This window comes from Ideonella sp. sgz306126 (genome assembly GCF_056032705.1).
This window is the reverse complement of sequence record NZ_JBVYWP010000007.1, coordinates 48,130-64,576: the sequence shown is the minus strand read 5'-3', so window position 1 is coordinate 64,576 and position 16,447 is coordinate 48,130. Positions and strand designations below refer to the sequence as shown.

At 70.8% G+C, this 16,447-nt stretch carries 12 protein-coding genes; 8 read left to right on the top strand and 4 right to left on the bottom strand.

Annotation, left to right across the window (positions count from 1 at the left end; translation table 11 throughout):
- Positions 1-10: 10 nt before the first annotated feature.
- The 3 genes from AC0N04_RS17235 to thiD are packed head-to-tail and all read right to left on the bottom strand — an operon-like array spanning position 11 to position 3,103.
- Positions 11-856, bottom strand: a complete 846-nt coding sequence (locus AC0N04_RS17235) for a D-hexose-6-phosphate mutarotase (RefSeq protein ID WP_474283629.1) — start codon at positions 854-856, stop codon at positions 11-13.
- Positions 853-2,154, bottom strand: coding sequence for a glutamate-1-semialdehyde 2,1-aminomutase (hemL, locus tag AC0N04_RS17230; RefSeq protein ID WP_474283627.1), 1,302 nt, complete (start codon positions 2,152-2,154; stop codon positions 853-855). Before hemL ends, AC0N04_RS17235 begins: the two co-directional genes overlap by 4 nt.
- On the bottom strand, positions 2,144-3,103 hold the full coding sequence (gene thiD, locus AC0N04_RS17225) for a bifunctional hydroxymethylpyrimidine kinase/phosphomethylpyrimidine kinase (RefSeq protein WP_474283625.1): 960 nt from the start codon (positions 3,101-3,103) through the stop codon (positions 2,144-2,146). Before thiD ends, hemL begins: the two co-directional genes overlap by 11 nt.
- 184 nt (positions 3,104-3,287) lie before the next feature.
- Here thiD and AC0N04_RS17220 point away from each other — a divergent pair, with 184 nt between their 5' ends.
- The 7 genes from AC0N04_RS17220 (at position 3,288) to AC0N04_RS17190 (ending at position 14,285) form a co-directional block, all read left to right on the top strand.
- The gene (locus AC0N04_RS17220) at positions 3,288-3,440 is read left to right on the top strand and encodes a rubredoxin (protein ID WP_474283699.1); all 153 of its coding nucleotides are present in this window, start codon (positions 3,288-3,290) and stop codon (positions 3,438-3,440) included.
- Between the two features lie 76 nt (positions 3,441-3,516).
- The gene (locus tag AC0N04_RS17215) at positions 3,517-3,924 is read left to right on the top strand and encodes a response regulator (RefSeq protein WP_474283623.1); all 408 of its coding nucleotides are present in this window, start codon (positions 3,517-3,519) and stop codon (positions 3,922-3,924) included.
- Positions 3,925-3,995: 71 nt separating this feature from the next.
- On the top strand, positions 3,996-4,361 hold the full coding sequence (locus tag AC0N04_RS17210; RefSeq protein WP_474283621.1) for a response regulator transcription factor: 366 nt from the start codon (positions 3,996-3,998) through the stop codon (positions 4,359-4,361).
- 29 nt (positions 4,362-4,390) lie between these two features.
- On the top strand, positions 4,391-4,915 hold the full coding sequence (locus tag AC0N04_RS17205; RefSeq protein ID WP_474283619.1) for a chemotaxis protein CheW: 525 nt from the start codon (positions 4,391-4,393) through the stop codon (positions 4,913-4,915).
- Positions 4,916-4,975: 60 nt separating this feature from the next.
- Positions 4,976-7,279 (top strand): methyl-accepting chemotaxis protein, encoded by a 2,304-nt coding sequence (locus AC0N04_RS17200; protein ID WP_474283617.1) that lies wholly within the window; start codon positions 4,976-4,978, stop codon positions 7,277-7,279.
- A gap of 128 nt (positions 7,280-7,407) precedes the next feature.
- A complete protein-coding gene (locus tag AC0N04_RS17195; RefSeq protein WP_474283697.1) occupies positions 7,408-13,215 on the top strand; it encodes a hybrid sensor histidine kinase/response regulator in 5,808 nt (1,935 codons plus the stop codon).
- A 41-nt stretch (positions 13,216-13,256) separates the two neighbouring features.
- Positions 13,257-14,285 (top strand): GGDEF domain-containing protein, encoded by a 1,029-nt coding sequence (locus tag AC0N04_RS17190; RefSeq protein ID WP_474283615.1) that lies wholly within the window; start codon positions 13,257-13,259, stop codon positions 14,283-14,285.
- Positions 14,286-14,307: 22 nt separating this feature from the next.
- Here AC0N04_RS17190 and AC0N04_RS17185 read toward each other — a convergent pair whose 3' ends face one another.
- Complete coding sequence (locus tag AC0N04_RS17185) at positions 14,308-15,795, bottom strand: cryptochrome/photolyase family protein (protein ID WP_474283613.1); 1,488 nt, start codon at positions 15,793-15,795, stop codon at positions 14,308-14,310.
- 56 nt (positions 15,796-15,851) lie between these two features.
- Here AC0N04_RS17185 and AC0N04_RS17180 point away from each other — a divergent pair, with 56 nt between their 5' ends.
- A complete protein-coding gene (locus AC0N04_RS17180; protein WP_474283611.1) occupies positions 15,852-16,430 on the top strand; it encodes a YqgE/AlgH family protein in 579 nt (192 codons plus the stop codon).
- Positions 16,431-16,447 lie beyond the last annotated feature (17 nt).

The window sequence follows — 16,447 nt, the reverse complement described above, 5'->3', positions numbered from 1 at the left end:
GCCCTGGGCGTTACGCGGTGGTCAATGTTTGCATGCCGGCCCAGTCGTCGCCGGGTGCCAGGTGCACCGGCTCGCGGAGGCGGGCGGCTTCCACGCAGAGCATGCGGCGCCAGTCTTCGTCAGGCAGGTCGCCGAGCTGCTGAACGCCGTCGTCACCGGGGTTCCAGACCACCACGTCGTCGAAGCCACTCATGGCGATGCGGGTGCGCCGGCCCAGCTCGCGCAGCGTCAAAGGGGCCTCGACCCGGTGGTAGACGCGGTCGATGGCACCGACGAAGGTCAGCACGTCGCCCCATTGTTCGCCCGCCGCGCCGCCGTTCAGAAAGTCTTCGTAGCCGTGGTTCTGCAGGCCTTCGAGCTGCAGCTTGAGCAGCTCGTTGCAGCGCAGATAGGTGTGCAGCGCCGCGGTGAAGTCGAACGGCGTGTCGCCGGTGTTGGTGACGGCCAGCTCGATGGCGATCTCCTGGCCGGCCAGGCTCACGGTCAGCTCGGCCTCGAAGCCGTGCCTCCAGTGCACCCGGGTGGCGATGTCGTCGGTGATCCGCAGCACGCCGATCGCATGGCTGCCGCGCACCACGGATTCCGCGGCTTCCCAGGTGCGCGTGCGCACCAGCCCGTGCTTGGGCAGGGGGCCGCGCCGGTTGAACTGCGGAAAGACGACGGGCACGCCGCCACGCACCGACGCGCCGGTGCCATACCGCGTGGTCGGCGACAGGTAGAGCTGCTCCTCGCCGCCGGCGGGCACCCAGGACACCAGGTGGGCCCCGTGCAGCAGCACCGTGGCGCGGGCGCCGTCGGGCGCGCGCAGCGCGAGCGCGGGCTGGCCGGCGAAGCTCGTCAGGCGGAGGTCGCTCATGCCGCGGCGAGCGCGGCCGTGGCCGCCGCCACGGTGGCGGCGAGGTCGGCCTCGGTGTGGGCGGCGCTGACGAAGCCGGCTTCGTACAAGGCCGGCGCCAGGTACACGCCGCGATCCAGCATGCCGTGGAAGAAGCGGTTGAAGCGTTCCTTGTCGGTGGCCATCACGACGCCGTAGTTCTGCGGCAGCGCATCGGCGAAGAAGAAGCCGAACATGCCGCCTTCGCTGTCGCCGACGAAGGGAACGTTCGCGGCGCGCGCCGCCTGGGTCAGGCCGGCCACCAGCGCCCGGGTCTTGGCACCCAGTGCCTCGTAGAAGCCGGGCTTGGCGATTTCCTTCAGCGTGGCCAGACCGCAGGCGGTGGCCACCGGGTTGCCGCTCAGCGTGCCGGCCTGGTAGACCGGGCCCAGCGGCGCCAGGTTCTGCATGATCCTGCGGCTGGTGCCGAACGCAGCGAGCGGCATGCCGCCGCCGATGACCTTGCCGAAGACCGAGATGTCGGGCCGGAAGCCGGGAATCGCCTTGGCGTAGACGCTCTGGGCCGAGCCCAGCGCGACGCGGAAGCCGGTCATCACTTCGTCGAACACGAACAGCGCGCCGTGCTGGTCGCACAGCTCGCGGATGCGCTTCACAAAGGGCACCTGGGCGCGCACGAAGTTCATGTTGCCGGCGATCGGCTCGATCATCACGCAGGCGATCTCGTCGCCCTGGGTCTTGAAGACCTCTTCGATCTGTTCGAGGTTGTTGTACTCCAGCACCAGCGTGTGTTGCACCACCTCGGGCGGCACGCCGGCGCTGGTGGGGTGGCCGAAGGTGGCCAGGCCCGAGCCGGCCTTGACCAGCAGCGCGTCGGCATGGCCGTGGTAGCAGCCCTCGAACTTGACGATCTTGCTGCGGCCGGTGGCGCCGCGCGCCAGGCGGATCGCGCTCATGCCGGCCTCGGTGCCCGAGCTGACCAGGCGCACCTGCTCGATGCTGGGCACGTGGCGGATGATCTCCTCGGCGAGTTCGATCTCGCGCTCGGTGGGAGCGCCGAAACTGAAGCCCTCGTGCGCGGCCTTCAGCACGGCGTCCAGCACGGCAGGGTGGCCGTGGCCCAGGATCATCGGGCCCCAGGAGCCGATGTAGTCGATGTACTTCGTGCCTTCGGCGTCCCACATATAGGCACCCTGCGCACGGGCGATGAAGCGCGGCGTGCCGCCAACCGCGCGGAAGGCCCGTACCGGCGAGTTGACGCCGCCGGGGATGCTGCGCTGGGCGCGCTCGAACAACTGGGCGTTGGTGGAATCAGTGGACACGGCGCGAAGCTCCAGGGGGCAGGGAATCGAGGGGGTTGCCGGGTTCGGGCGGGGTGTCGCCCTCGGCGCCTTCTTCTTCGGGCGGCAAGGCCCAGAAGAAACGGTCGGGCACCACATTGCCCATGCCGGGCCGGAATCCGGCATCCAGGCTCTGGTCGAGGAACTGCAAGGCTTCGCCCACGGCGGCCTGCAGTTCGCTGCCCACCGCCAGCAGCGACGCCAGCGCCGCCGACAGCGTGTCGCCCGCTCCGACGAACGACACCTCGAAGAGCTCGAACTTCTCTCCCGCCAGCGCCCCTTGGGCCGAGGCCAGCACGTTGTCGACGAACTGGCTGGCGCCCTTGGCGGCCGCCAGCATCACGCCGGTGACCAGCACGAATTCGGCGCCGTGCTCGGTGGCGGCCACTGCCAGCTCGCGCGGCGAGGCGGGGCGCTCGTTGTCCCAGTCGGGCAGCAGGAAGTCGGTCAGCGTCTTGTGGCTCCCCACCAGCACCTCGCAGGCCGGCAGGATCAGCTCGCGGAAGGCGTCGAGGTAGGTCTGTTGGTCGTCCTCCTCCATCCAGGACAGGTTCGGCAGGTAGGCCACCAGCGGCACCTCGGCGTAGTCGGACAGGATCTCCGCCACCGCGCTGACGTTCTCGGCGCTGCCCAGAAAGCCGACCTTGAAGCCGCCGACGGTGACGTCTTCGAGGATGCCGCGCGCCTGCTCGACCACGGCGTCGTCATCGATCACGTGCTGGTCGAACACTTCGGCCGTGTCGCGCATCAGCACGGTGGTGACCACCGGCAGCGCATGGGCCCCCATGGCCGCGATCGTGGCGATGTCGCCGCTGAGCCCTGCGGCGCCGCTGGGATCGCTCGCGTTGAAGCTCAGCACGCAGGCCGGCACCGGCGCGTCGCCGGTCTCTTCGGGCAGGCTGCCGGCAGCGGGGAGGGTGTCAGTGGTCATTCAGTGGGGCCTGGCAGAAGAGGATGCGCGAACGATCGGATGGGCCGGCCGGCAACTTCAGGAAAAGTTTGAGCATTGTTGTGCATGTGCCGACAAACCCTTGGCTTTCGCCTGGGGGCCATCGCTATACTCGCTGCCAATTGTAGTGAGTGGCATCGGACCCGTGAGCGAATACCGAACCTGGATGTGCCTGATCTGTGGCTGGATCTACGACGAAGCGGCGGGCGATCCCGAACACGGCCTCGCTCCCGGCACGACCTGGGCCATGGTGCCGATGAACTGGACCTGTCCTGAATGCGGCGCGCGCAAGGAAGATTTCGAAATGGTTCAGATCTGAGCGCGAACCGCGCGTTGCCTGCCGGCCCGGCAGGTACGCCAGGCGCTGGGCAAGAACCGACGTTGAGGGGCGCGAGGTGAGCGACGAAACGGCGTCAGGACCGACCACGGCGGCGACCAAGGTGCTGGTCATCGACGACAGCAACACGATCCGGCGCAGCGCGGAGATCTTCCTGCGCCAGGGCGGCTACGACGTGGTGCTCGCCGAAGATGGCTTCGACGCCTTGTCCAAGGTCAACGATCACGAGCCGGACCTGATCTTCTGCGACATCCTGATGCCGCGGCTGGACGGCTACCAGACCTGCGCGATCATCAAGCGCAATCCGCGGTTCCATGGCGTGCCGGTGATCATGCTGTCGTCGCGCGACGGCGTGTTCGACAAGGCCCGTGGCCGCATGGTCGGTTCGGACGACTATCTCACCAAACCTTTCACCAAGGAGCAGCTGTTGCGCGTCGTCGCCCAGTTCCGCTCCCACAATGACTGATCATCATGACGTGGACTTCGTCTTCCTTCGAAGACACCGCGGCGGCTGATCCTTGGCCGGGGACCCAGCGCATGCCTATCCAGCACATTCTTCTCGTCGACGACTCGAAAACCGAGCTGTTCTATCTGTCGGACCTGCTGACGCGCCGCGGTTTCAGCGTGGCCACCGCCGAGGGCGGCGAGGAAGCGATGCGCCGCCTGGCCGAGCACAAGCCCGACCTGATCCTGATGGACGTCGTGATGCCGGGCGCCAACGGCTTCCAGCTCACCCGCACGATCACGCGCGACCCCCGCTACGCGGGCATCCCGGTCATCATGTGCACCAGCAAGGGTCAGGAAACCGACCGGGTCTGGGGCTTGCGCCAGGGTGCGCGCGACTACGTCGTCAAGCCGGTGGATGCGGCGGAATTGATGGCCAAGATCGAGGCGCTGGGCTGAGCCGCCTCGCGGCGCTGCGCTCCTGACCGATGTCGAACAAGGAAGCTCTGCGGGAATTGCAGGTCCGACTGGCGCAGCGTCTGCAGGCGGTGCGCGAGCAACCGCGCGACGCGGGCTGGCTGGCGGTCGAATGCGCCGGCGCCGGGCTGCTGTTGCCGCTGACCCAGGCCGGCGAGATCCATGCCGCCAAGGCGGTGCTGCCGGTGCCGCACGCGGCGCCCTGGCTGACCGGCGTGGCGAACCTGCGCGGCCAGTTGCATGCGGTGGTCGATCTGGCCCGCTTTCTGCATTTGCGCGAACACGGCCCTGCGCCGGCGGGCGCCCAGCTGGTGGTGATGAACACGGCGCTGCGGGTCAACTGCGCCCTGCAGGTCGACCGCTTGATGGGGCTGCGCGACACCTCGCAGTTGCAGCGCCTGCCGGCCGCGCCGGCCGCGGGGCAGCCGCGGTTCGCCGACGCCTGCTGGCGCGATGCGGCGGGCCGATCCTGGCAGGCGCTGGATCTGCTGGCGCTGGCTGAAGATCCGCGTTTTCTCGATGTGGCGGCGGATTGAGCCGGGAACCCGATAAGAAGCCAGCGGCCCCGGGCGGGCCGTGATGATTGCGAGGATGAGATGAGCTTGCTCGACCAGCTGAAAAACAAGTTCCGACCGGGTGCGGCGCCGGCGCCGGCGATGCCGGCCCCTCAAGGCACCGAGGCCGGCGACGAGGAGGTCGATGCCTTGCTGTCCGAGATCGATCAGCGACTGGCGGCGCAGCAGCCGGCGTCGTCGCCGGACGCCGGCGCCGCGGCGACCGACGGGGCCGCGCGTGATCCCGTGGCCTCGCGCCTGGAGGCTGCTTCGGTGCTGGACGAGGGGGGCGCGGCCTTGCCGCTGATCGGCACCCAGCCGGTGGCGCAGCAGCAACGCCTGCTGCTCGGCCTGATCGGGGCGGGCGCGGTGGTCTTCGCGGTCACCGCTGCGCTGGCCCTGGGGTCGGCGGGTCGCCAGGCGCGCCAGCTGGCGGCGACGGGCCAGGCCCTGATGCAGTCCCAGCGTCTGGCCAAGTCGGTGTCGCAGGCGCTGGTGGGCAACCCCGCGGCGTTCCCGGAAGTGCGCGACAGCGGCCAGGTGCTGGCCAGCAACCTGCGCGGCCTGTCCCAGGGCAACGCGCAGATCGACGCGATCGGCGGCAAGGCCCATGCGGACATCACCCCCTTGCTGCCGCTGATCGACCGGGCCGAGAAGAACGCCGCCATCGTGCTGGCCCAGCAGACCACGCTGACCCAGGTGGGGCAGTCGCTGCACCAGATCAATCGGCAGTCGTCCGACCTGCTGGAGCTGGCGGAGACCGTGTCGTCGCTGAAGCTGCAGTCCGGCGCATCGGCCTCCGAGGTCTCGGCGGTGGGCGAGCTGGTGATGCTGACCCAGCGCATCGGCAAGAGCGCGAACGAATTCCTGACGCTCGAAGGCGTCAGCCCCGAGGCGGTGTTCCTGCTCGGCAAGGATCTGAACACCTTCCGCGACATCGCCGATGGCCTGCTCAAGGGCAGTGCCGACCTGCACCTGCCGGGCACCCGCGACGCCGCCACCCGCGAGCGCCTGGAGCAGCTGATCGCCGAGTACGACAAGACCCGGGTCCAGGCCAGCGGCATTCTCGGCAACCTGCAGGGCCTGGTGTCGGCGCGCGAGGCCCAGGCGGCCATCGTCGGCGACAGCGAGCCGCTGCGCAAGGGCCTCGAGGCCGTCCAGTCCGATCTGGAGGCCGGCGGCGGCCTGGGGCTGGGCCACATGCTGGTGCTGTTGCTGTCGGGCGCTGCGATGGTGCTGGGCGGCCTGGGCTTCCTGCGCCTCTATGTGCGTGGTCAGGCCCAGCGCGCGGCGCAGGCCGAGCAGCAGCGGCTGGCGGCCGAGGCCCTGGAGCGCGAGGCCAAGCGCGTGAACGACGCCAACCAGGCCGCGATTCTGCGGTTGATGAACGAGCTGCAGGCCGTGGCCGAGGGCGACCTGACCCAGCAGGCGACGGTGACCGAGGACATCACCGGGGCGATCGCCGACTCGGTGAACTACACCGTGGAAGAGTTGCGCTCGCTGGTCGCCCAGGTGCAAAGCACCGCGGCGCGGGTGACCGGCACGACGCAGCAGGTCGAGGACACCTCGACCGAGCTGCTGGCCGCGTCCACCGAGCAGTTGCGCGAAATCCGCGAGACCGGCGAGTCGGTGCTGCAGATGGCCGGTCGCATCAACCAGGTGTCGGCCCAGGCCCAGCAGACGGCCGACGTGGCGCGCCAGTCGCTGCAGGCGGCGTCGAACGGTCGTCAGGCCGTGGCCGACACGATCGGCGGCATGAACGCGATCCGCGAGCAGATCCAGGAGACGTCCAAGCGCATCAAGCGGCTGGGCGAGTCGTCGCAGGAGATCGGCGAAATCACCGAGCTGATTTCGGACATCACCGAGCAGACCAACGTGCTGGCGCTGAACGCTGCCATCCAGGCCGCATCGGCTGGTGAGGCCGGCCGCGGCTTCTCGGTCGTGGCCGAGGAAGTCCAGCGGCTGGCCGAGCGCTCGGCCGATGCGACCCGGCAGATCGCCGCGCTGGTCAAGACGATTCAGACCGACACCCAGGATGCCGTCGCGGCCATGGAGCATTCCACCCAGGGCGTGGTGCAGGGCGCGCGGCTGTCCGACGCGGCCGGCGCGGCGCTGGGCGACATCGACCGCGTGACCCGCGAGCTCTCGTCGCTGATCGCACACATCTCCGAGCAGGCGCGCCAGGAGGCCGATTCCGCCAACGTGGTGGCGGTCAACATCCAGCACATCTTCGCGGTGACCGAGCAGACCGGCGACGGCACCCGGTCGACCGCGCAGATGGTGCACGACCTGTCGCGCACGGCCGAAGAACTGCGCCAGTCGGTGGATCGCTTCAAGATCGCCTGATCGGCCCCTGGACACATTCTGCCCACACCATGGACCCCACCCGCGAGCAAGAGCTGCCTGGCGATCTGAGCGCACTGGCCTGGGTGCGCGACGAGTTGCGCCGCACGCTGGACACCGCCAACAAGTCGCTGCGGCGCCACCTGCGCGACCTGGACCAGCGGCCCACGATGGCGGGCGGCCAGGACGACGTCGTTCCCCCCGCGTTGCTGCAGGCGCGCGCACTGGTGCACCAGGCGGTCGGGGCGCTGCAGATGATCGGCCTGCCGGCTCCGGCGCGCTGCCTGAACTCGGCCGAGCAGGCCTTGCAGCGGCTGGCCGCCAACCCGGCCGGGGTCAGCGCCGAGGCGGTCGCCGTGCTCGAACGGGTGTCCTTCGCCACGCTCGACTACCTGCAGCGCCTGCTGGCCGGACAGGACGTGTCGCCGCTGGCGATGTTCCCGCAGTACCGCGCCGCACTGACGCTGGCCGGTGCCGACCGCATCCACCCGGCCGACCTGTGGCAGGCCCCGCCGGCCGAGGCCTTGAACACGCTGCCGGCCCCGGCGGCGCCGCTCCGCCCCGACGCCCGGGTGCGCAGCGCGATCGAATCGGCGATGCTCGGCACGATGCGCGGCGACACCGAGGCCCAGCGGCGCATGAGCCGACTCTTCGGCGGGCTGGCCGCCGGCGCGCAAGGGCGCACGGCCGGGCTGTGGCAGCTCGCGTCGGCCTTTTATGAAGCGCAGGCGGCCGGCCTGCTGGGGGCCGACCCGTTCAGCCAGCGCATGACCTCGCGGCTCTCGGCCCATCTGGGCGCGATGGAGCGAGGGGTGAGCGACGTCCCCGAGCGCCTGCTGCAGGATCTGCAATTCTTCTGCGCACGGGCCCGCGACGACGACCGCCATGCCGCGCCGCAGCTCGCGCGGGTGCGCCAGGCGCTGGGCCCGTCGTCGCTGGCCGACGTGGACTACCTGGTCAGCCCGCTGGGGCGCTTCGATCCGGCCCTGGTGCCGCAGGCGCGGCGCCGCGTCGGTGCCTTCAAGGACATCTGGGCGCTGGCCTCGGCGGGCGATGTCGCGGTCCTGCCCGTCTGCGGCGAGCAGGCGACCCTGGTCGCCGACTCGGCCCGGCAGCTCTATCCGGACGGCGAACGCCTGGGCCAGGCCTTGCAGCGCGCGGTGTCGGGCAGCGTCGCGCGAGGCGTGGCGCCGGGGCCCGAGCTGGCCATGGAGGTCGCCACCGCCTTGCTGTGCGTGGAGGCGTCGCTGGACGACCAGGATTTCGACCGGCCCGAACGGGTCCGGCGCATCCAGCGCCTGTCCGAACGGATGGAGCACGCGGCCGACGGCCTGCCGCCGGAGCCCGTCGAGCCGTGGATGGAGGAGCTGTATCGCGAAGCCTCGGACCGCCAGACCATGGGCAGCGTGGTGCAGGAGCTGCGCGCCGCGCTGGCCGAAGTCGAGCAGCAGCTCGACCGCTACAACCGGCATCCCGACGAGCGCGATCTGCTGATCCCGGTGCCGGCCCAGCTCGCCACGATGCGCGGGGTCTTGTCGGTGCTGGGGCTGAACCCGGCGTCGCAGGCGGTGCAGCGCATGCGCGATGATGTCGACAGCATGATGGCCGGCCAGGCCGGTGCCGAGGCGGCCGCGGCGCGGCTGGCCGACAACCTGGGTGGGCTGTCGTTCCTGATCGACATGCTGGGCGTGCAGCCGCAACTGGCCAAGACGCTGTTCCGCTTCGACCCCGACAGTGGCCGCTTCTCGGCGGTGATGGGGCGCGGCACGGCCGGCGACGTCGCCGCGCCGGCGGCGGATGCGACCCTGATGGAGCGCGTGCAGGCGCTGGCCGACACGGCCGCCGACGAGCGGCTGTCGACCGACGACTTGTCGCATCAGCTCGACGGTCTGGCGCATCAGGCCGTGGCGGCCGACGAGCCGGCGCTGGCCGACACCGCCCAGCGCGCCCGCCAGGCCCTGCATGGCGCGGAGGACACCGAACAGCGCGACGCTGCCCGGGCCGATCTGGCTCAGGCCTTCTCGACCCTCAGCCAGGCCTCGCAGCCGCAGCCGCCGGCCGCCGTGCCGGGGGACGAACACGACGACATGCGCGAGGTCTTCTTCGAGGAGGCCGACGAGGTCATCGCGCAGGCCCGCGAAGCGGTCCAGGCCCTGGCGCATCAGCCCCGCGACCTCGAGGCGTTGACCGGCGTCCGGCGCGCCTTCCACACCCTCAAGGGCAGCGCGCGCATGGTGGGCCTGGGCGCGTTCGGCGAAGCGGCCTGGGCCTGCGAGCAACTGTTCAACGCCCGGTTGGCGAACGCCGAGGTCGAAGCGGATCTGCCGCTGCAGCATTTCACGGGCGACGCCTTGTCGGCCTTGCAGCAGTGGGTCGATGCGCTCCGGTCCGGCGGCGACGCCTCGGCCTTCGACGAGACGGTCTGGGTCCAGCGGGCCGCGGCGCTGCGCCAGGCTGCGCCGGCGCCGGCCGCGCGGCGCGATGAACCCGAGGAAGCGGTGGCGCAACCGGTCGCGCTGGCGGCGGACCTGGCCGAGACGCCGGCCGTCGAGCCCGTCATGGCCGAGCCGCCCACCGTGGTGCCGGTCGGCGCCGACCGGCCGCTCGATCTGGATCTGGACCTGGATCTGAGCGCAGCGGAGCCGGAGGCGTCGGCTGAGGAGGAAGCGGTCGATCCGCGCTGGGAGCCGACGGCGGCGCAGATGCCGGTCGATCTCGATCCGGCGGTCGATTTCGAGCTGGACCTGGATGTCGACTGGCCGCCGGCGCCCGCCCCTGAGCCGATGGCGCCGCCGCCCGAGCCTGCGCTGCCGGTCGTCGCCGAGGCCGCTGCCGCGCCGATGGCCGGCGAGGCGGTCGAGGCGGTCGAGGCGGAATCCGAGTCCGCGCTGTCGGCCGCCGACGATGCGGACCGCTACAAGATCGTCGGCCCGCTGCGGATTCCGATCACGCTGTTCAACATCTACCTCAACGAAGCCGACGAACAGTCGCGGCGCCTGTGCGTCGACCTGGCCGAATGGCAGATGGAGCTGGACCGCCCAGCCAGCGACGAGGCGGTGGCGCTGGCGCATTCTCTGGCGGGCAACTCGGCCACGGTGGGCTACGTCGCCCTGTCCGGGCTGGCGAGACGGCTCGAACATGCGCTGGAGCGGACCACGGCCTGGGGCACCGTGCAGGCCGGCGACGCCCGCCTGCTGCTGGAGGTGGCCGACGAGCTGCGCCGCCTGCTGCACCAGTTCGCTGCCGGTTTCCTGCGCCCGGTGCCGCCCGAGCTGGACGAGCGCCTGGCCGATTTCGAGGCCCGCGAATCGTCCGAGATCACGCACCATGCCGCGCTGGACGAAAGCCCTGCGCTCGATTCCACGCGTCAGGCCTGGACCGACGAGCCCGCGCTGGGCGAGGTCCGCTTCAGCGCGCTGCGGACGCCCGAGCCGGCGCCGGAGCTGCCCGAGCACCGGCCGGTCGCCGCGTCCTCCGCCGACGCGCCGACGCTCGATGCCTTGCAGCAAAACCTCGATGCGGTCGACGCGATCGACCCCGAGCTGTTCGAGTTCTTCGCCGAAGAGGCGCAGGACCTGATTCCGACGCTGGCGCAGCAGCTGCGCGAATGGGAGAAGGATCCGGCCGAACTGGGGGCGGGCGTCGCGGCGATGCGCACGCTGCACACGCTCAAGGGCGGCGCACGCCTGGCCGGTGCGATGCGGCTGGGCGAGATGGCCCACCGGCTGGAGGGGGCGATCGAGCACCTGAGCGCCAGCGGCCCGGTCGAGGCCGGCGCCGTGGCCGCACTGCAGCTGGGGGTCGACGCGCTGTCCGAGGACCTGCAGCGCCTGCTCGGCCTGGCTTTGCCGGAGGCACGGTCCGTCGGGGTGGCGGCGGCTCTGCCGGTGCAGCAGCCGGCCGACGTGGCGGCCGCGTCGGCCGCGGTGCCGGCTCCGGGCCGGCCCGAGGCGACACAGGCCGACGCGGTCGCGCCGCCGGACGCCGATGCGGCGCCGGTGGTCGACTGGAGCCGCCTTGCGCCGGCGTCGTCGGCCCGGGGGTTGCCGCCGTCACCGGCCCAGGCCACCGATGCGTCCGCAGGGGGCAGCGTCCGGGTGCGCGGCCCGCTGCTGGATCGGCTCGTCAACCATGCCGGCGAGGTCGGCATCGCGCGGGCCCGCATCGAAACCGACGTGACGCAGATGCGCGGCCAGCTGCGCGAGTTGACCGACAACCTGGAACGTCTGCGCCGGCAATTGCGCGATCTCGAATTGCAGGCCGAGACCCAGATGAGCTCGCGCATGGAGGCTGCGCGCCATGCCCAGCAAGCCTTCGACCCGCTCGAGATGGACCGCTTCACGCGGGTCCAGGAGTTGACGCGGATGCTGGCCGAGTCGGTCGGCGACGTCGGAACGGTGCAGCGCAGCCTGCAGCAGTCGCTGCAGAGTTCGGAAGACCAGCTCGCCGCGCAGGCCCGCCTGACCCGCGATCTGCAGGACGACCTGCTGCGGGCCCGCATGGTCGAGTTCGACACCTTGTCCGACCGCCTGTATCGCGTCGTGCGGCAGGCGGCCAAGGAATCGGGCAAGCAGGTCCGCCTGAACCTCACCGGCGGCTCGGTCGAGGTCGATCGCAGCGTGCTGGACCGCATGGCGCCGGCGTTCGAGCACCTGTTGCGCAATGCGGTGGTGCATGGCATCGAGGCGCCCGGCCTGCGCGAGGCGCTGGGCAAGGATTCGGCGGGATCGATCGAGGTCGGCCTGCGCCAGGTCGGCAACGAGGTGCGGATCGAGGTGCGCGATGACGGCGCCGGCCTGGATCTGCCGCGCATCGCCGAACGCGCCCGGGCCGCCGGCCTGCTGGCCGAGGACGCCCGCCCGACCGAGGCCGAACTGGCTGGCCTGATCTTCAAGCCGGGCTTCACCACGGTCGAGGGCGTCAACGAACTCGCCGGACGCGGCATCGGCATGGACGTGGTGCGCTCCGAGGTGACGGCGATGGGCGGCCGCATCGAGACCTCGAGCGCCGCCGGACGCGGCACCGCGTTCCAGCTGGTGTTGCCGCTGACCACCGCCGTCACCCAGGTGGTGCTGCTCGACTGCGACGGCATGACGCTGGCCGTGCCGTCGACGCTGGTGGAATTGGTGCGGCGCGTGCCCGTGGCCGAGGTGCTGGCCGCCTATGACAGCGGCGCGCTGCGCCACGGCGAGCGGGAGATGCCGTTTTTCTGGCTGGGCGGCTTGGTGCAGCATGGCGCTCGCGGGCCGGTGGAGGGGCGCACCGTCCAGGTGCTGATCATCCGCAGTGCCTCGCAACGGGTGGCGGTGCACGTCGGCGAGGTGCTGGGCAATCACGAGGTGGTGGTCAAGAACCTGGGGCCGCAGCTGTCGCGCTTGCCCGGCCTGGCAGGCATGTCGCTGCTGCCCAATGGCGACACCGTGCTGATCTACAACCCGGTCGCGCTGGCCGCGGTGTACGGCGACGAGGCGCGGCGCCGGATGGCTGCGGCGCCGGCCGAGCGCGAGGCCGCTGCGGCGCCGACCGAGTCGGTGCCGGCGATGCTGCAGCAGCAGGCGCCGCTGGTGATGGTGGTGGACGATTCGCTGACGGTCCGGCGCGTGACCCAGCGCCTGCTGCTGCGCGAAGGCTATCGGGTCGCGCTCGCGCGCGATGGCCTCGAAGCGCTGGAGTTGCTGGCGGCGGAACGCCCGGCCGTCATGCTCAGCGACATCGAAATGCCGCGGATGGATGGCTTCGACCTGGTGCGCAACGTGCGAGCGGACAGCCGCTGGCACGATCTGCCGGTGATCATGATCACTTCACGGATCGCGCAGAAGCACCGGGACCATGCCCGCGAACTCGGGGTCGAGCACTATCTCGGCAAGCCTTACGACGAAGAGGCGCTGCTGTCCATGGTTCGCGAGAGCCTGCCGGCGCATGCCGCCGCGCTGAGCTGACGCCGAGCCATGCCCCCGAGCGCTGCCATGGACTTGCGACGATGCGCGCCCTGATCGAGCTGGTGGTGGACCTGACGGCGCACCGCGACCGCGATGCGCTGGACGCCGGGCTGGTGGCGGCGGTGCGCGAATGGGCCGATGCACAGGCGGTGGCGCTGCACCGGCGGGTGGGTGACGAGGGCGACCTGCGCTGGCTGACCGGCGCCCGCGCGGTCGAAGGGCGGGGCACCTCGGCGCTGGATTCGACCTGGGTGGATTTGCGCGCCCTGCCGCCGCTGGACAGCGAGCCCGAGTGGCAGCGCTGCATGCGACAAGGCAGCGAGCTGGCCCGTGCCGATGGCGCGGAGCTGCACTTGCTGTTTCCGCTGGCGTCGAACGGCGGCGCGAGCGGCGTGCTGGAGGTGACGACGCGTCGGCCTCCGGCGCCGTCCGTCCGGCAGGACGTGGTGGGCCTGTTGCAGGTGTTTCGCAATCTGGTGGCGCTGCTGGATTACAGCGAGAGCGACACCCTGACCGGCCTGCTCAACCGCAAGAGTTTCGACGAGAGCTTCTACAAGGCTTCGGCCCTGCCGGCGAACCTGGGCGGCAGCGAATCGGCCGAGCGCCGCCACACCCACGATTTGCGCTACTGGCTGGGCGTGGTCGATATCGATCATTTCAAGCTGGTCAATGATCAGCACGGGCATCTGATCGGCGACGAAGTGTTGTTGCTGCTGTCGCGTGTGATGCGGCGCAGCTTTCGGCTGCCCGACAAGCTCTACCGTTTCGGTGGCGAGGAGTTCGTGGTGTTGCTGCGCTGCCGCGACGAGCGCGACGCGACGTCGGCCTTCGAGCGCTTCCGCAGCCAGGTCGAGGCCTTTACTTTCCCGCGGGTGGATCACGTCACGGTCAGCGTCGGCTTCACCGACGTGCGGGCCGGTGACACCCCGAACGCGGCGGTCGAACGGGCCGATCTCGCGGTGTACTACGCCAAGCATCATGGCCGCAACCAGGTGCATTCGCACGCAGCGCTGGTGCGTGCGGGCGAGCTGACCGACGTCGCCCAGGCCAACGACATCGAGTTCTTCTGACGGCCATGTCGGCCCGGGCACCTCAGCGCGGGTGGCTGGCGCGCGCGAGCGCGAAGCGCTCCAGCGTGCGCCGGCGCGCCGCGTCGTGGTCCACCACCGGATCCGGATAGTCGACGCCGCGGCGCAGGCCGGCCTCGACCCATTCCAGCGGTCGGGCCAGCCACGGGGCGTGCACGGCGCGCGCCGGCAGCGAGGCCAGCTGGGGCAGGTAGCGCTTGATGAACTTGCCTTCGGGATCGAAGCGCTCGCTCTGCGCGACCGGGTTGAAGATGCGGAAATAAGGCTGGGCATCGCAGCCGGTGGAGGCCGCCCATTGCCAGCCGCCGTTGTTGGCCGCCAGGTCGAAATCGTTCAGATGGCGTGCGAACCAGGCCTCGCCGCGGCGCCAGTCCAGCCCCAGGTCCTTCACCAGAAAGCTGGCCGTCACCATGCGCAGGCGGTTGTGCATGTAGCCGGTGCGGGTCAGCTGCAGCATCGCCGCGTCGACCAGCGGATAGCCGGTGCGGCCCTCGCACCAGGCCGCGAACAGCGCCTCGGCGTGTTTGCCGTGCTCCCACTTGATGGCGTCATATTCCGGCCGGAAGGCGTGGCCGACGACGCGCGGGTGATGGTGCAGGATCTGGTGATAGAAGTCGCGCCAGATCAGTTCGCTCAGCCAGACCTGGGCGCCGGGCGAGCCGGCCTCGCTGCGCTGCCAGGCCTCGCGCGCCAACTGGCGGATCGACACCGTGCCGAAGCGCAGGTGCACGCCGAGGTAGCTGGGGCCCTTGACGGCGGGGAAGTCGCGGGCCCGGTCGTAGTGGTCGATGCGCTCCAGGAAATCGGCCAGCAACTCCTGCCCGCCGGTGCTGCCGGTCGGCAGCGCGAGGTGGTTCAGGTCGGCGGGCTGGAAGCCGATGTCGGCCAGCGTCGGCACGCCGGCCGGGCCGACGCTGGCCGGGCGAGGCGCCAGCGCCTGGGCGTGCCGGGCGACCGGCCAGGCGTGCAGCGCGGCGTCGTCGAGCCGCTTCAGCCAGGCCGACTTGTAGGGCGTGAACACGCTGTAAGGCCCGCCGCTGGCGGTCAGCACCTCGTCGCGCTCGAAGACGACATGGTCCTTCATCGTGTGCAGGATCACGCCCAGGTCGGCCAGGCGGCCTCGCACCAGCGCATCGCGGGCCAGCGACGCGGGTTCGTCGTCGTGGCTGGCGTAGACCGCCTGAACGCCGAGCTGGCGGGCCAGCCGCGGCAGCTCGGTGCCAGCCTGGCCCTGCAACACGATCAGGCCGGTGCCGTCGATGCCGTGCGCCGCACCCAGCGCGCGCAGCTGGCCGTCGAGATCGACCAGGCTGTCGCGGATGAACGCCACCCGCCGGTCGGTGCGCGGCAGCGGCGCCAGGATCTCCTGATCGAACAGGAAGGCGCAGTGCACCTGGCGTGCCGCCCGGCAGGCGGCATGCAGCGCCGCGTGATCGGTGGCGCGCAAATCCCGGCGGAACCACACGAGCGCACGGTCGAAGGCCTTGTCCATCGCGCCAGTGTCGCCGGATTTCGCGACGCGACGGACCCCTGAAATAGAATGTCCGCATGGCGTCGGACGGCATCAATCTCACCAATCAGTTCCTGATCGCCATGCCGGGCATGGCTGACGAGCGCTTTGCCGGCTCGGTGGTTTACCTGTGCGAGCACAACGACCAGGGGGCGCTGGGCCTGGTGATCAACAAGCCGATCGACATCACGCTCAAGAGCCTGTTCGAGAAGATCGAGCTGCCGCTGGATCAGCCAGGCTGGGACGACCAGCCGGTCTATTTCGGCGGGCCGGTGCAGACCGAGCGGGGCTTCGTGCTGCACGACCCGCAATCCGACCACCGCGAGCCCTACAACTCCACGCTGCAGGTGCCGGGCGGCCTGGCGATGACCACCAGCAAGGACGTGCTTGAAGCCATCGCCGCCGGCCAGGGGCCGCGGCGCGCGCTGGTGACGCTGGGCTACAGCGGATGGTCCGCGGGGCAGCTCGAAGAAGAGATCGGCCGCAACGGCTGGCTGACGGTCGACGCCAGCCCCGAGGTGATCTTCGACACACCCGTCGAGCAGCGCTACGAGCGCGCCCTGGGCCTGCTGGGCATCGACCCGAGGATGCTGTCGCAGGAGGCAGGGCACGCATGACGCCGATGGCCGGTCAC

Coding starts and splice junctions, on each gene's coding strand:
- AC0N04_RS17235 (WP_474283629.1), bottom strand. CDS start 856: ATGAGCGACCTCCGCCTGACGAGCTTCGCCGGCCAGCCCGCGCTCGCG.
- thiD (WP_474283625.1), bottom strand. CDS start 3,103: ATGACCACTGACACCCTCCCCGCTGCCGGCAGCCTGCCCGAAGAGACC.
- AC0N04_RS17220 (WP_474283699.1), top strand. CDS start 3,288: ATGTGCCTGATCTGTGGCTGGATCTACGACGAAGCGGCGGGCGATCCC.
- AC0N04_RS17210 (WP_474283621.1), top strand. CDS start 3,996: ATGCCTATCCAGCACATTCTTCTCGTCGACGACTCGAAAACCGAGCTG.
- AC0N04_RS17205 (WP_474283619.1), top strand. CDS start 4,391: ATGTCGAACAAGGAAGCTCTGCGGGAATTGCAGGTCCGACTGGCGCAG.
- AC0N04_RS17200 (WP_474283617.1), top strand. CDS start 4,976: ATGAGCTTGCTCGACCAGCTGAAAAACAAGTTCCGACCGGGTGCGGCG.
- AC0N04_RS17190 (WP_474283615.1), top strand. CDS start 13,257: ATGCGCGCCCTGATCGAGCTGGTGGTGGACCTGACGGCGCACCGCGAC.
- AC0N04_RS17185 (WP_474283613.1), bottom strand. CDS start 15,795: ATGGACAAGGCCTTCGACCGTGCGCTCGTGTGGTTCCGCCGGGATTTG.
- AC0N04_RS17180 (WP_474283611.1), top strand. CDS start 15,852: ATGGCGTCGGACGGCATCAATCTCACCAATCAGTTCCTGATCGCCATG.